We start from the raw sequence: 14,728 nt of genomic DNA on the forward strand, positions 1-14,728 counted from the left end.
GGGCCGGCAGCCGGTGCGGAACCCCACGCGACAGCATTGACCGCGAGACCGAATCGTGCAAGTCTATTAGCTGTAAATGAGAATCTCATTCTCGCCTGCCGAGAGGAGATCGTCGGATGCGCCTGCAGCCGCTACCCGCCGACCGCTGGGACGAGGCAGTCCGACAGTCGCTGGTCGGCATGCTGCCCGCGGATCGCCGCAACCCGCGCGACGCCGGCGCCGCGCTGTCCACACTTGTCCGCCACCCCGCGCTGGCCACGGCGTTTCTCGGGTTCAACATCCACCTCCTATTCGCCTCCACGCTGCCGCCACGCATTCGCGAACTGGCCATCCTACGGATCGCACACCGCCGCGACTGCGCCTACGAATGGACCCACCACGTGACCCTGGCCAGGAAGGCGGGATTGGGCGAGGACGAGATAGCCGCGGTACGCCGCGGGTGCAACAGTTGGGCCGCCGACGATTTCGAGCGCGCGGTGCTTACCGGTGTCGACGAACTCGACGAGAAGTCCCGGCTGTCCGACGAGACCTGGGCCACGCTCGGTGAGCATATGGACGATCCCCAGCGGATGGATTTCGTCTTCACGGTCGGCTGCTACGCGCTGCTTGCCATGGCCTTCAACACTTTCGGCGTAGAGGTCGAGCCGGACGACAAAGGAAGGTAGCCTTGCCCCACTTCGCCAAGCCAGCGGCGGGAAGCTGGACCGAAAACTATCCCGAACTGGGCACCGCACCGGTCGATTACACCGATTCGGTCGACCCGGCATTCTTCGAAGCCGAACGTGCGGCGATCTTCAAACGGACGTGGCTCAACGTCGGCCGCATCGAGCGACTGCCGCGCACCGGCAGCTACTTCACCAAGGAGCTGCCATCGGCGGGCCGGGGTATGTCGGTGATCGTGGTCAAGACCAAGGATGGGTCGGTCAAGGCGTTTCACAATGTCTGCCGCCACCGCGGAAACAAGCTGGTGTGGAACGACTATCCGCACGAGGAGACGTCCGGCAACTGCCGCCAGTTCACCTGCAAGTACCACGCCTGGCGCTACAGCCTCGACGGCAACTTGACCTTCATCCAGCAGGAGGACGAGTTCTTCAACGTCGACAAGAGCCAGTTTGGGCTGGTGCCGGTCCGCTGTGACGTGTGGGAGGGCTTCATCTTCATCAATTTCGACCAAGACGCAAGGCCGCTCAACGAATACCTCGGATCACTGGCCAAGGGCATCGAAGGCTACCCGTTCCACGAGATGACCGAAATCTACTCCTACCGGGCTGAGGTTGGCAGCAACTGGAAGCTGTTCATCGACGCGTTCGCCGAGTTCTATCACGCCCCGGTGCTGCACCAGAAACAGTACACCCCAGAGGAAGCCGCAAAAATCCAGAAGCACGGCTTCGAGGCGCTGCATTACGAGCTGGCAAGCCCGCACGGGATGATCTCCACCTGGGGCGGTCAGTCGCCGCCGGCCGACCTGAACATGGTGAAACCCATGGACCGCGCGCTGCGCAGCGGGCTGTTCGGCCCCTGGGAACGACCCGACATCGAGGGACTCGATCCGCTCCCGCTCGGTGTCAACCCGACGAAAGCCAAGCAGTGGGGCATCGATTCGTGGCACTTCTTCCCCAACTTCATGCTGCTGATCTGGGCGCCCGGCTGGTATCTCACCTACCACTATTGGCCTACCGCCGTGGACAAGCACATTTTCGAGACCACCCTGTACTTCGTGCCGCCGAAGAGCGCGCGGGAACGGTTGGCCCAAGAGCTGGCCGCGGTGACATTCAAGGAGTACGCACTTCAGGACGCCAACACCCTGGAAGCAACCCAGACCATGATCGGCACCAGGGTGGTCAAGGAGTTTCCCCTGTGCGATCAGGAAATCCTGCTCCGCCACCTACACAAGGTGACCGGGGATTATGTAAAGGAGTACGCCAACAATGGCTTCCCCGAACGAATTGCCAACTGAATTCGCCGATCTGGAGCCCTATCTGGATTGGAACCTGGCCACCGAGCCCGAGCGCTACGCCAAGCGGTTGGCCTCCACGATGACCGAGATGCAAGCGTTCTACGACGCGGCCTTCCCCCGCCTGAACGACGTGATCGCGTATTGCGACAAGTACCCGCTGGACGAAATGCCTGAGGACGCACAGACACTCATGCACCTGATGCAGTCGCTGGTCATGGTGTCATTTCCGGTCGAGGCGTGGAAGCAACCGCGAGTCCCCGACAGCGGCGCGGCGTGGGTGGAGCTAGTCAAAGAGCCGGTGATCTGACGGTGCTGACGCTCAAGGCGGCCGGGCTACTCGACGTCGACGCCGGGGAGATAATCCGGCCCGGCGTCCTGCATGTCGACGGCGGCCAAATCGCAGGAGTCGGCGGCGCCGCCGAGGGCGAGCTGATTGATCTAGGAGACCAGATCCTGCTGCCCGGGTTGATGGACATGGAGGTCAACCTGCTGATGGGCGGGCGCGGTGAGAAACCCGGGCTGTCTCAGGTCACCGACGACCCGCCGACGCGGGTGTTGCGCGCGATAGGCAACGCCCGGCGCACGCTGCGCGCCGGGTTCACCACGGTCCGCAACCTCGGGCTGTTCGTCAAGACCGGCGGGTACCTGCTCGATGTCGCGCTGGGCAAGGCAATTGACGCGGGCTGGATCGACGGTCCCCGGATCGTGCCGGCCGGACATGCCATTACCCCCACCGGCGGCCATCTGGATCCGACAATGTTCGCCGCGTTTGCACCGCATGTGCTGGAGCTGACCGTTCAGGAGGGCATCGCCAACGGAGTCGATGAGATCCGGCGCGCGGTCCGCTATCAGATCAAACACGGCGCCGCACTAATCAAGGTCTGTTGCTCGGGCGGGGTGATGTCCCTGACGGGCCCGCCTGGCGCGCAGCATTATTCGGACGAGGAGCTGCGCACCATCGTCGACGAGGCACACCGGCGTGGCCTGCGAGTCGCCGCGCACGCACACGGCGCCGAGGCCGTCAAACATGCGGTCGAGGCCGGGATCGACTGCATCGAGCACGGCTTTCTGATCGACGACGAAGCGATCGCGATGATGGTCGAGCACGGCACCTTCCTGGTGACCACCCGGCGCCTGGCCGAAGGAATGGACGTCTCCCATGCTCCGCCGCCGTTACAGGCCAAGGCCGCCGAGATGTTTCCGAAGGCGCGCGGATCGTTGCTGGCCGCCTACGAAGCCGGCGTGAAAATTGCGGTCGGCACCGATGCCCCCGCGATTCCGCACGGCCGCAACGCCGACGAGCTGGTCACCCTTGCCGACTGGGGACTGCCGCCGTTGGCGGTGCTGCGGGCGGCTACCCTGACCGCCGCCGAGCTCATCAACGCCACCGACCGGGGACGGCTGGCCGAAGGGCTACTCGCCGACGTCATCGCGGTACCCGGCGATCCGTTGTCTGACATCGGCGTTACCCAGAAGGTGGGCTTCGTGATGAAAGGGGGTCAGGTCGTTGTCAACACCTCGGTCAAGAACTGACGACCTCGTCGAGATCCAGCAGGTTCTCGCCCGTTACGCGGTCTTTATCACCCGGGAAGACATCGACGGGCTGCTCGGCGTCTTCACCCCCGACGGAACCTACAGCGCGTTCGGTGACACGTACGCACTGGACCGATTCCCCGAACTGGTGGCCGCCGCCCCGAAGGGCTTGTTTCTCACCGGGACCGCGGCGGTGGAGTTGGACGGCGATACGGCGAGCGGCACCCAACCCCTGTGCTTCATCGAACACGCAACTCACGACATGCGGATCGGCTACTACCGCGACACCTACTCCCGCACCGGCGACGGCTGGCGACTAAAAACCCGTGCCATGACGTTCATTCGCCGCAGCGGCATGCACGACTCCGGGCGTCCGCACGCCGTCGACCGCCCGACGACAAGGCGGGCCGTGCAACGGCCCGAGGTGGGGGTACCACCCGCTTGCGGAGGAGAGCCGGGAAATTGAGACCACCCGCAACCATGAAGGTCGACCAGTTCCGTGCTGGCGTGCGCGCATGGCTCGCCGACAACGATCTGACCCCTGGATCCGACCACTCGCTGCGGGGCCAGATGGCCCAACTCGCCCGAGTCCACCGGGCGCTCTATGACGCGGGCTGGATGCGCTACGGGTGGCCCGCTGAGGTCGGCGGCTTGGGCGGCCCCGCGGTGCTGCGCGCGATCCTCGGTGAGGAGGTCGTCGGCCGTCGTCTCGCCGAACCGGGGCCCTACTCGATGGCCGAGGTGCTCGTGCCCACCATAATCGACTACGCGCCTAGACAACTCGCAGCGGACATGGTGCCGCGGCTACTCAGCGGGAGTGAACACTGGTGTCAGGGCTTTTCCGAACCGGAATCCGGCAGTGATTTGGCATCGCTGTCTACCCGCGCCACCGCCGCTGGCGAGGACTGGATTGTCAACGGGCAGAAAGTCTGGACCAGTTTCGCGCAGTTCGCCACCCGATGCGTCCTGCTCACCCGCACCGCGGCCGGCCATGCCGGGATCACCGCCTTTTTCGTCGACATGGACAGCCCAGGAATCACGGTTCGGCCACTGCGCACCATGCATGGGGTCGATGAGTTTTGCGAGGTGTACTTCGACGATGTGGTGATCCCGGCGAGCCGGATGCTCGGCCGGCCTGGCGATGGCTGGCGGCTCGCGATGGATCTGCTGCCCCATGAGCGCTCAACGTGCTTTTGGCAACGGATCGCCTACCTCTACGCGCGATTCGATGAGCTCATTGCCGAAGCCTCAGATCCCGACGAGTCCGGGCTTGGCGCAGCGTATCTGGCGCTACACACGTTGCGCTGCCGGTCGCGCGCCACCCAGCGCCGGTTGGGCAATACAGCGCGGCTCGGGCCGGAGACCTCTGTTGACAAGGTGCTGCTGGCCACTGCCGAGCAACGGCTCTACGACACCGTTCGTGAGCAGCTGCCCGGAGCCATCGAGCTCGACGACACACCGTGGCGGTCGGAATACCTGTACTCGCGCGCGGCGACCATCTACGGCGGTACCGCCGAGATTCAGCGCAATATCATCGCCCGCCGGCTGCTTCACCTTCCGCGGGAGTGATCGTGGACGTCACCACCGACCCCGAGTCGCTGCGCCTGCTGGCCGAATCGGTGCGAACCACCATGACCGGATCTTCGCTGACGTCAGGCAGCATGCTCGACGCGGCCATGGCCGACCTCGGCTGGTTGGACATGCTCGATGAAGTGCCGGACATCGCAATTCCGTTGGTGTTCCGACTGCTTGGTGAGACCGGTGCGCACGCACCCGTTCTCAACGACGTCGTGCTGCGGGCCGCCGGATACCCGGGCGGGGGCACCATGCCACTTCCGTTTGCCGGCGGCTCCTGGGTGGTCTGGGAGCGTACCGACCAGGCCAGTTGCGCGCTGGACAGTGACCTTCCGATACACCGTGTGCCAGCAGGCAACCCGGCACCACTGGCCGCGGGGCGGCTGGCCGCGGGCTGGTGGTTGGTCGGCACCAGCCGCGCGATGCTGTCACTGGCGCGTCAGCACGCCGTCGACCGCATTCAATTCGGCAGGCCCATCGCGTCTTTCCAGGCGATCCGGCATCGGCTGGCCGAGACACTCGTTGCGATCGAAGGCGCCGAGGCGACACTGGAGGTTGCCGGCGATGTATCCGATGAGTTCGCGTGCCTGCTGGCCAAGGCCGCGGCGGGCCAGGCGGCGCTGACCGCCGCACGCCACTGCCAGCAGGTGCTCGGCGGCCTCGGCTTCACCGCCGAGCACCGGCTGCACCGCCACGTGAAGCGGGCGCTGACCTTGGACGGACTGCTCGGCAGTTCGCGAGAGCTGACCCGCGAGGCCGGAGACATCCTGCGCGTCAAGGGATCTGCACCCAGGTTGGCACATCTCTAACACACCGCGCCACCGTCGCGGATTCAGTTTCGCGCAGGCTGGTTGCGCGGCAAGTCCAATATTCGCTCGGCGATAATGTTCCGCTGGATCTCCGAAGTGCCGCCGGCGATGGTCGCGGCGAAGGTGCGCGCGTAACGGTCGAACCAGCTGCCGTAGTGGCTGTCCAGGTTGAGCGCAGCGAAAGGGGCGGTGACCGCGGGGTGCACTAGCCCGTCGAGGCCCGCGGCGTTCAGCGCATCCGCGCAGGCGCGCTGCAAGGCCTCCGATCCGAGGAGCTTGAGCACCGACTGGGCGGGCACATCCTCTTCCCCGCGAGCTGCCCGCGCCAGAGTCGCGGACCCCAGCAGCCGCAGCGCTTGCGAATCCATCACCAACGTGGCGTAGCGATCCCGTTCCAGCACGCCCGACGGACTGAAATCGACTGTCAGCTGGTGCAATAGGTCGGCATACCCCATCCACAACATGACGCGTTCGTGACCCAGGGAACCGGTTGCCACTCGCCAACCCCCGTTGAGCGGACCCACCAAGTTCTGGACCGGTACCCGCACGTCGGTGAAAAACACCTCGTTGAAGTCGACATCGTTGATGTCGCACACCGATGCGAACGGACGGCGCACCACACCGGGCGTATCGGTCGGGATCAACAGCACACTGATGCCGCGGTGCTTCGGCAGCTTCGCGTCGGTGCGCACGAACGCCAACAGCACATCGCGCCCGCCGAACTCCTCGGTGTTGCCCGGCAGCAGCCACCCATTGTCGAACAGCAGCCGCTGCCACCGGCGCGCCCACTGCGGGATGTGTGAACACGACCGCGGCCGCTCGAACCCTTCGGCTGGACCGAGTAGCGCGGGCAGATGCCGATCAAGGAAGGCTGCGAACTCGGCGCGGAACGCCTCGACGTCGGCGTCAAACCTCAGCTGCACGGCACTCCTCGGTACTTGCTGTTTCGATTACGCTTCCCAAACACACGTGCAAGAGAATAGTATTCTCTCCATTAGCAAGTTACAATCTCCAAACCAGCGTCCATGAGGGGGTCGAGCACACCGATGGCGCGACGTTCTCCGGTAAAGTCCAACCATGTTCTTTCCTCGCGGCAACTGTCCGAGCCGCCCGTGAGTAGCCCCAGTGAAGAGCCGGCCTGGAAGCAGCGCGCGGTCGAGCGATCCATCAAGACCGCGAAACTGCGGGCGGCGCAGCGCGTTCAGCGCTTCCTGGACGCAGCACAGGCCATCATTATCGAGAAAGGCAGCACGGACTTTACCGTCCAGGAGGTGGTGGACCGCTCCCGTCAGTCGCTGCGGAGTTTCTATCTGCAGTTCGACGGCAAGCATGAGCTCTTGCTCGCGCTGTTCGAAGATGCCCTGAGTCGATCGGCCGACCAGATTCGCGCCGCGACGGAAAGCCACACCGATCCCCTGGCGCGGCTCAAGGTCGCCATCGAGCTGTTGTACGAGGCTTCACGTCCCGACCCGACGGCAAAACGGCCGCTGTTCACCGACTTTGCGCCGCGGTTGCTGGTTACCCATCCGGCGGAGGTCAAGATCGCCCACGCGCCGCTGGTTGCGTTGCTGACCGAGCTGATGGAAGCCGCCCGCGACGCCGGCGAGTTGCGCGCCGAAATCAACCCCAAGCGGATCGCGGCGATGACGATGCAGACGGTCATGTTCATCGCACAGTCCAGCGGCAGCTCCGACGACGGGACGGCCCACCCCATCACCGCCGACGAGGTGTGGGACTTCTGTTCGCGCGGATTCGCCAGCACCAAGGCTTGATCGCGACCCCGGCAGCCGTTCGACGGACCCCCCCTCGATTGGTATGAGAATGCTATTCTTCATCACCAAGAACGCCAAATAGCTGAAACGGATTCCTCGTTGACGCCCTGGGTGGGTGATGACAGGGTTCGGATGCGGCAGCGGTTCCGGCGAGAGGCGAGTATCCGTGACAATCAGCGCGGCCAGCGACGTCTACTTCGACCCGTATGACGCCGAGCTCAACGCCGACCCCTATCCGATGTTTCGGCGGCTGCGCGAGGAGGCACCGCTGTACTACAACGAGCAGCACGACTTTTACGCGCTGAGCCGGTTCGCCGACGTCGACCGCGCGATCGTCGACTATCAGACCTTCAGCTCGGCGCGGGGGGCGATCCTGGAATTAATCAAGGCGAATATCGAGATGCCGCCCGGCGTGCTCATCTTCGAGGATCCGCCGATCCATGACGTCCACCGCAAGCTGCTATCCCGGATGTTCACGCCGCGCAAGATCAACGACCTGGAGCCCAAGATCCGCGAATTCTGCGCGCGCAGTTTGGATCCACTGGTCGGCAGCGACCGGTTCGACTTCGTCGCCGACCTTGGCGCGCAGATGCCGATGCGGGTGATCGGCATGCTGCTGGGAGTCCCCGAGGCAGACCAAGAGGCCGCACGCGATTTCGCCAACGCCCAGATGCGCACCGAGGCGGGCAAGCCGATGAATATCGCGGAAGGCATGGCAAGCGCCGACTTCTTCGGCCAGTACATCGACTGGCGCGCCGCACATCCCTCCAACGACATCATGACCGAACTGCTCAACGCCGAGTTCGAGGATGAGACCGGCACCGTTCGCCGGCTGACCCGCGACGAACTACTCACCTACGTCAGCGTGGTGTCCGGGGCGGGCAACGAGACCACCACCCGGTTGATCGGATGGGCCGGCAAAGTGCTAGCCGAGCACCCGGATCAGCGGCGTGCACTGGTCGAAGACCGGTCGTTGATTCCGCAGGCCATCGAGGAGCTGCTGCGCTACGAGGCACCGGCCCCGCACGTGGCCCGCTACGTCACCCGTGACGTTGCATACTACGGCCAGCCAGTGCCGGTGGGCAGCATCATGATGATGCTCATTGGAGCGGCCAACCGTGACCATCGCCAATTTCCGCCGGATGGAGACGTTTTCGATATCCGGCGGGCGGTACACCAGCATCTGACATTCAGTGTCGGCACCCACTACTGCCTCGGCTCGGCGCTGGCCCGCCTGGAGGGCCGGATCGCGCTCGAAGAGATTCTGCGGCGCTTCCCCGAGTGGGACGTCGACCTTACCGAGGCCAAGCTGTCCCCGACCTCCACGGTGCGGGGCTGGGACACAATGCCGGCCGTTCTCGGCTAAGCGGATTGGGGATGAGGTACTGATGACTGGACGCGTTGAAGGCAAGGTCGCATTCATCACCGGGGCGGCGCGCGGTCAGGGCCGCAGCCACGCCGTGCGATTGGCGCAGGAGGGTGCCGACATCATCGCCGTCGACGTCTGTAAGCCGATCGCGGCCAACACCACCATCCCGGCGTCGACGCCCGAGGATCTGGCCGAGACCGCCGACCTGGTCAAGGGCCAGGCCCGCAGAATCTTCACAGCCGAAGTCGATGTGCGCGATTACGACGCACTCAAAGGCGCGGTGGATGCCGGCGTGGAGCAGTTGGGCCGGCTGGACATCATCGTGGCCAACGCCGGCATCGGCAACGGCGGCGACACGCTGGACAAGACCAGCGAATACGACTGGCAGGAAATGATCGACGTGAATCTGACCGGCGTCTGGAAGTCAGTGAAAGCCGGTGTGCCACATTTGATCTCGGGTGGAACCGGCGGTTCGATCATACTGACCAGCTCCGTCGGCGGGTTCAAGGCCTACCCCCACTGCGGCAGTTATGTCGCGGCGAAACACGGCGTGGTGGGCATCATGCGGTCCTTCGCGGTCGAGTTGGGGCAGCACATGATTCGCGTGAACTCCGTGCATCCCACACACGTCAACACCCCGATCATCATGAACGAGGGGACCTGGAGGTTGTTCCGCCCGGATCTGGACAATCCGGGTCCCGACGACATGGCCCCGATCTGCCAGCTGTTCCATACCCTGCCGATTCCGTGGGTTGAGCCCGAGGACATCAGCAACGCGGTGTTGTTCTTGGCTTCCGACGAATCCCGGTACATCACCGGTGTCACCCTGCCCGTCGACGCGGGTGGCTGCCTGAAATAGGGTTGCGTGGGGGAGGCGCTGATGGACGGATTTGACGGGCGCGGGGCGGTCATCACCGGCGGTGCGAGTGGCATCGGGTTGGCCACCGCCACAGAGTTTGCCCGCCGCGGCGCGAGCGTCGTGCTGGGGGACGTCGACAAGCCGGGCCTCGAGCAGGCGGTGGACCACTTGCGTGCCGAGGGGTTCGACGCGCACGGCCTGTTGTGCGACGTCCGACATCGAGCAGAGGTCATCCGGCTCGCGGATGAGGCTTTCCGCCTGCTCGGCCACGTCGATGTCGTATTCAGCAATGCCGGCATTGTCATCGCCGGTCCGATCGCGGAGATGACGCACGACGACTGGCGCTGGGTGATCGACATCGACCTGTGGGGCTCGATCCATGCCGTCGAAGCGTTCTTGCCGAGGTTGCTCAAGCAGGGCACGGGCGGCCACATCACCTTCACCGCATCCTTCGCCGGGCTGGTACCCAATGCCGGACTCGGGTCGTACGGTGTTGCCAAATATGGCGTTGTCGGCCTGGCGGAGACGCTGGCCCGCGAAATCAAGGCCGACGGCATCGGGGTGTCGGTGCTGTGCCCGATGGTCGTCGAAACCAAGCTGGTCGCCAACTCTGAACGAATCCGCGGCGCGGACTACGGTCTATCGGCCACGCCCGACGCGACGGAAGCGCTCGGGCCGCTGCCGGCACAGGACGACACCCTGGGCGTCGACGACGTCGCCCGGCTGACGGCCGATGCGATTCTGGCCAACCGCCTGTACATCCTTCCGCACGAGGCTTCCCGCGCCTCGATCCGGCGCAGGTTCGAGCGCATCGACCGCACCTTCGACGACCAAGCCGCCGAGGGCTGGCGGCACTAGCGGGCAAACGGCCGGGCTGACTACGACCCGATCGGCGTCAACGTGCCAGGAGGCGGTCACATTCCATTCGCAACCGTTGTCCCAGGGCGTCGTCGCAGGCCAGCGCCGACGGCTGCCGAATCGTGTTGTCCTCGAAGTACTGCCCAGTGGTGGTTGCCAGGGCAGGGCAGGTCGCCAAGTACGTGAGACGGCGGCCGCCTTCCTCCGGCGTGATCATGGTGAATCGCTTGTGCAGCGCGAGTAGCGGTCTTGCGTACCACGGTCCTCTGTCCCAGATATCGGTGGCCACCATCCCCGGGTGTAGCGCGTTGACGGTGACTTCAGCGTCAGCCAGCTCCCGGGCCAGGTCTCGGGTGTAGAGCACGTTGGCGAGTTTGGATCGCGCGTACGCCTTCGTCACGAAGTACCCCTTGCGATAGCCCAGATCGTTGAAGTCCAAGGTGCCTCGATAGTGGCCAATCGACGCGTTGAAGATGATTCGCGCCGGTGCGCTGGCGATCATCAGCGGCTTAAGCAGTTCGGTGAGGAGATAGGGCGCTAGATGGTTAACCGCAAAGGTAGCTTCATATCCGTCCTCGGTCGTGGTGCGCTTGGCATAGACGGTGCCGACGTTGTTGATCAGAACGTCGATGCGGTCATAGCTATGCAGCACCGTGGAAGCTAGTGCGCGAACAGAATTCAGTGAAGCGAAGTCGCAGACCTCAGTCCCGACGCTGGACGCCCCGGCAGCGGTCACTCGGATTCTGGCGGCTTCGAGTTTGCTTCGGTTGCGTCCGACCAGCACTAGATCGCTGCCCGGAGCCAGCTGTATGGCGCATTGCAGGCCGATACCGGCGGTTGCTCCGGTAATGAGGATACGTTTTGGGTGGGTCACCTCACCGCCTCAGCGCCGGTGACGTACGCAATGTTCACGAGCATGTCCTCCTGCCCGCAGACCATACCGAGCAACGGTGCACGACGCGGAGCACCGTTGCGGGCGGCGCCACCCGCCGCCCATCGCTACAAGCATGCGTCCTTGGTGGACGCCGGCAGAGCAATGATCCGAACGTGTGGATCTGACCGGGGTACACGGCTGCTGAATCAGGACGACTTCTGCGCCGTCGCGGTCGCGAATCCACCCCAGGCACGCCGAGTCCGCGTGTCTTGACCGAGGGTGCGCTGATCGGAAAGCGAAAGCCCACATGATCGGAGCAGCTCGGCCAACCGTTCACGGGAAGGCGGAGTGCTGTCGATGCCGAACTTCAGCGGCTCGCCCGCGGCCTTTGTCGAGGCCCTGCCGCAACGCCAATACAGCGCACGCGACTCAAGGGGTTCGGTGGTGAAGTAGTCAAAAACAACAACGCTTCCGTGCGCCGTCGAAGCGATCTTTCGCAAGGTGTCCTCGATGGCCTCCCGGTCGAGGTACATGGTCACGCCCTCCCACAGGAATAGCGTTCGCTTAGCGGGGTCGAATCCCGCCGCGGTAAGGCAGCTGAGCCAGTCGTCCTTCTCGAAGTCCGCTGGCACGAACGTCACCTCGCTGGAATCTATGCCGGCATTCTTGAGCATCTCGCGCTTGACGATCTGCGTTTGTAATGAATCGACCTCGAACACACGCACCGGCGTACCGCTGGGAAGTCGATAGGCGCGCGTGTCGAAGCCCGCACCGAGGATGACAAACTGCGCGACGTGGGGCAGGTATCGGTCGACGGCCGCGTCGAAGAACCAGATGCGTGCCGAAACCTCGTACTGCGGGGAAATGTCGCCCTCGAAGGGGTATCTGAACGCCCGCGGCACGTAACCGGTCAGCCGGTGCGCAAGCAGCATCGGACCGGCCGCCAGGCGCAGTCCCCGGCGCGGGACGCCGGGCAGTGCCCATACCAGCCGGTCCGCCGCCCAGTCCTGCCTTGTCCCGAAGTTGTGCGCGGAGAACCGGGTGGTCAGCGGGCCCTGTGCCGTCCTGGACACACCGGAGCGGCCCGTGGCGATGGCCTTGCCCACGAACACGATGTAGCCGATCAGGATCAGCGGAGACATCAGGGTGCAGAGAAGGTAGTAGGCGACACCTGAGACGGGCCGGTCCGTGATTGTTGCGACGAGCTTCATTGGCATACCTCCATCTGGCGGCCTCGGGCGATCTCGGCGGCGTAGTGTGTCCGGTCGCGGCGGTGGTGGTGTCGGGCGGCGCGCCGCGCCCGGTCAAGAATCCAAGCGGCCGAATTGACCATGCCGGTACTGCTCGACACAGGCCGCCCGCCTGACCTTGCCGCTTGTGGTGATCGGTATCGAACCTGGCGGCACCAGAACAAGATCCGCGACGCTAAGACCGTGCGAGATGAATATCGCGGAGGTGACCTCACGCCTAACGGTGACGAGCTTGTCCATTGCTTCTTGCTGAGACTCGCCCCGCTTCTTTAGTTCGATGACGGTGACGAGCTTTTCCGTGTGACCGTCCGGGACGGATATTGCCGCGACCCGGCCTCCGGTTATCTCCTGGATCGTCGCCTCTATGTCGTCGGGAGAGTGATTGCGCCCATGGACGATCAAAAGGTCCTTGATGCGTCCGACGATGAACAGCTCGCCATCGGCGATGAAGCCCAGATCCCCGGTCCGCAACCAAGGCCCTTCAGGTGTGCCGGCCGACGGCGCGGCCAGCATGCCTTGGAAAGTGCGTCTAGTCTCTTCGGGTTTTTGCCAATAGCCCATAGCGACGTTGCCGCCGTACACCCAGATCTCGCCCGTCGTTCCCGCCGGGCACTCGGCGCCGGTGTCGGGATCAACGATCCGGACCATCGGCGCTTGCGGCACGCCGTAGCTGACTAGCGGTGCACCGCCGCCACCCGCAAGCGGCTTGGCATGTCCGTCGGACAGTTCTTCGGGGTCGAAGTGGACGACTTTCGGTGGTTCCCCCGGCGCGCGCGTTGACACATACACCGTCGCTTCCGCCAGTCCGTATGACGGTCGTATCACCGCCTCGCGCAGCCCGAAGCGGGCAAACCGCTGGCTGAAGCGCCGCAGCGTCGCCGGGTGCACCCGTTCACTACCCGTGACGATGATGAGCACATCCGACAGATCAAGCCCGGCCATATCATCGTCCGATGTTTTTCGTGCCGCCAATTCGAACGCGAAGTTCGGCGCTGCCGTATACGTCCGCCTATTGCTTGCCATCAACTGCATCCAACGGGCGGGCCGTTGCAGAAAAGCCGCCGGGCTCGTGAGCACGGTGGGAAGCCCCAAAATAACCGGCGCACAAATGCCCAGCAGCAAACCCATGTCGTGATGGAACGGCAGCCATGACAAAATGGTGGTTCCTGGCGGGGGAACGTTTCCGTAATCCGCAAAGTAGCCGGACATCAGCTGCTCAAAATTGGCCCGAATGTTATTGTGCGACATCATGACTCCCGCCGGCTGACGGGTCGATCCGGACGTGTATTGCAAATACGCCGTACTCGGACTATCCGTCGCCACAGGATTGGATCCGTGCCGAGGGTTCGGGTCCAGCAGGTCAACCTCGACGACCGATGGGCCCCGAGTACCGGGCTGCCGCCCAACATGCTCGGCGACAGTGCTCGCGGCAGAAGACGTGGTGAGAATGACAGCGGGCGTGGTGTCACCCAGCACCCAACCGACACGATCATCGATGGCGCCACCCAGCGGAACCGAAAGCGGAACTGCAATCTGTCCCGCCTGCATTGCGCCGAGGAACGCAACGACGTAATCGAGCCCCTGGGGCGCCAGAATGACAACGCGGTCACCCGTCGACCCACAATGGTTGAGCTCCCGTGCGACGCTTAGCGTCCGCCGGTACAGCTGCGACCACGTCAGGCACTCGGCAACGCCGTCCCAGTCCTGTTCATAATCGATGAACGTGACCGCCACGTCATCGGGCTGCAGACTCGCGCGCTCGCGCAGCACGGCCGGAATCGACTGCTCAATCACTTTCGTCAGATTCCCCTCGGTGATCGCGGCTAATGCCTAAGGACGCCAAAGTTTCAGTATGCAGCTGCGCGTCCGCCA

The 14,728-nt window shown here is 64.3% G+C and carries 15 protein-coding genes; 11 read left to right on the forward strand and 4 right to left on the reverse strand.

All coding sequences use genetic code 11. From position 1 onward, the window contains the following. The first annotated feature begins 116 nt into the window (after positions 1–116). The 7 genes from AADZ55_RS19710 (at position 117) to AADZ55_RS19740 (ending at position 5,874) form a co-directional block, all read left to right on the forward strand. Positions 117–665: a carboxymuconolactone decarboxylase family protein gene (locus tag AADZ55_RS19710; RefSeq protein ID WP_085325760.1), complete on the forward strand. Its 549-nt coding sequence runs from the start codon at positions 117–119 to the stop codon at positions 663–665. Positions 666–667: 2 nt separating this feature from the next. Continuing rightward, a complete protein-coding gene (locus tag AADZ55_RS19715; protein WP_085325759.1) occupies positions 668–1,957 on the forward strand; it encodes an aromatic ring-hydroxylating oxygenase subunit alpha in 1,290 nt (429 codons plus the stop codon). Further along, positions 1,929–2,264 carry a hypothetical protein gene (locus AADZ55_RS19720; protein ID WP_085325758.1) on the forward strand — a complete coding sequence of 112 codons (336 nt, stop codon included), beginning with the start codon at positions 1,929–1,931 and terminating at the stop codon, positions 2,262–2,264. Before AADZ55_RS19715 ends, AADZ55_RS19720 begins: the two co-directional genes overlap by 29 nt. A gap of 2 nt (positions 2,265–2,266) precedes the next feature. Further along, a complete protein-coding gene (locus AADZ55_RS19725) occupies positions 2,267–3,490 on the forward strand; it encodes a metal-dependent hydrolase family protein (protein ID WP_085325757.1) in 1,224 nt (407 codons plus the stop codon). Beyond that, on the forward strand, positions 3,465–3,956 hold the full coding sequence (locus AADZ55_RS19730; RefSeq protein WP_085325756.1) for a nuclear transport factor 2 family protein: 492 nt from the start codon (positions 3,465–3,467) through the stop codon (positions 3,954–3,956). Before AADZ55_RS19725 ends, AADZ55_RS19730 begins: the two co-directional genes overlap by 26 nt. A gap of 14 nt (positions 3,957–3,970) precedes the next feature. Next, entirely contained in the window at positions 3,971–5,059 is a 1,089-nt protein-coding gene (locus AADZ55_RS19735) for an acyl-CoA dehydrogenase family protein (RefSeq protein ID WP_085325755.1), read from the forward strand. Positions 5,060–5,121: 62 nt separating this feature from the next. Beyond that, positions 5,122–5,874: an acyl-CoA dehydrogenase family protein gene (locus AADZ55_RS19740; protein ID WP_085325825.1), complete on the forward strand. Its 753-nt coding sequence runs from the start codon at positions 5,122–5,124 to the stop codon at positions 5,872–5,874. Positions 5,875–5,897: 23 nt separating this feature from the next. On the opposite strand, the gene AADZ55_RS19745 is transcribed toward AADZ55_RS19740, so the two are convergent. Beyond that, complete coding sequence (locus tag AADZ55_RS19745) at positions 5,898–6,797, reverse strand: acyl-CoA dehydrogenase family protein (RefSeq protein WP_085325754.1); 900 nt, start codon at positions 6,795–6,797, stop codon at positions 5,898–5,900. 189 nt (positions 6,798–6,986) lie between these two features. Here AADZ55_RS19745 and AADZ55_RS19750 point away from each other — a divergent pair, with 189 nt between their 5' ends. The 4 genes from AADZ55_RS19750 (at position 6,987) to AADZ55_RS19765 (ending at position 10,732) form a co-directional block, all read left to right on the forward strand. Further along, positions 6,987–7,646, forward strand: a complete 660-nt coding sequence (locus tag AADZ55_RS19750) for a TetR/AcrR family transcriptional regulator (RefSeq protein ID WP_085325753.1) — start codon at positions 6,987–6,989, stop codon at positions 7,644–7,646. A gap of 166 nt (positions 7,647–7,812) precedes the next feature. Then, positions 7,813–9,012 (forward strand): cytochrome P450, encoded by a 1,200-nt coding sequence (locus tag AADZ55_RS19755; RefSeq protein WP_085325752.1) that lies wholly within the window; start codon positions 7,813–7,815, stop codon positions 9,010–9,012. A gap of 22 nt (positions 9,013–9,034) precedes the next feature. Further along, positions 9,035–9,874 (forward strand): mycofactocin-coupled SDR family oxidoreductase, encoded by an 840-nt coding sequence (locus AADZ55_RS19760; protein WP_085325751.1) that lies wholly within the window; start codon positions 9,035–9,037, stop codon positions 9,872–9,874. 21 nt (positions 9,875–9,895) lie between these two features. Further along, positions 9,896–10,732, forward strand: coding sequence for an SDR family NAD(P)-dependent oxidoreductase (locus AADZ55_RS19765; RefSeq protein ID WP_085325824.1), 837 nt, complete (start codon positions 9,896–9,898; stop codon positions 10,730–10,732). A 37-nt stretch (positions 10,733–10,769) separates the two neighbouring features. On the opposite strand, the gene AADZ55_RS19770 is transcribed toward AADZ55_RS19765, so the two are convergent. The 3 genes from AADZ55_RS19770 to AADZ55_RS19780 form a co-directional block, all read right to left on the reverse strand. Further along, positions 10,770–11,606: an SDR family oxidoreductase gene (locus AADZ55_RS19770; RefSeq protein ID WP_085325750.1), complete on the reverse strand. Its 837-nt coding sequence runs from the start codon at positions 11,604–11,606 to the stop codon at positions 10,770–10,772. 206 nt (positions 11,607–11,812) lie between these two features. Further along, a complete protein-coding gene (locus AADZ55_RS19775; protein ID WP_207569110.1) occupies positions 11,813–12,817 on the reverse strand; it encodes a class I SAM-dependent methyltransferase in 1,005 nt (334 codons plus the stop codon). A gap of 93 nt (positions 12,818–12,910) precedes the next feature. Then, positions 12,911–14,650: an AMP-binding protein gene (locus tag AADZ55_RS19780; RefSeq protein ID WP_085325748.1), complete on the reverse strand. Its 1,740-nt coding sequence runs from the start codon at positions 14,648–14,650 to the stop codon at positions 12,911–12,913. Positions 14,651–14,728 lie beyond the last annotated feature (78 nt).

This window comes from Mycobacterium decipiens, assembly GCF_963853665.1.
Classification (GTDB): Bacteria; Actinomycetota; Actinomycetes; order Mycobacteriales; family Mycobacteriaceae; genus Mycobacterium; species Mycobacterium decipiens.

Excerpts from the sequence above, each read along its gene's own strand:
- AADZ55_RS19775 (WP_207569110.1), bottom strand. The coding sequence starts at position 12,817 with ATGAAGCTCGTCGCAACAATCACGGACCGGCCCGTCTCAGGTGTCGCC.
- AADZ55_RS19760 (WP_085325751.1), top strand. The coding sequence starts at position 9,035 with ATGACTGGACGCGTTGAAGGCAAGGTCGCATTCATCACCGGGGCGGCG.
- AADZ55_RS19765 (WP_085325824.1), top strand. The coding sequence starts at position 9,896 with ATGGACGGATTTGACGGGCGCGGGGCGGTCATCACCGGCGGTGCGAGT.
- AADZ55_RS19740 (WP_085325825.1), top strand. The coding sequence starts at position 5,122 with ATGACCGGATCTTCGCTGACGTCAGGCAGCATGCTCGACGCGGCCATG.
- AADZ55_RS19735 (WP_085325755.1), top strand. The coding sequence starts at position 3,971 with ATGAAGGTCGACCAGTTCCGTGCTGGCGTGCGCGCATGGCTCGCCGAC.
- AADZ55_RS19720 (WP_085325758.1), top strand. The coding sequence starts at position 1,929 with ATGGCTTCCCCGAACGAATTGCCAACTGAATTCGCCGATCTGGAGCCC.
- AADZ55_RS19710 (WP_085325760.1), top strand. The coding sequence starts at position 117 with ATGCGCCTGCAGCCGCTACCCGCCGACCGCTGGGACGAGGCAGTCCGA.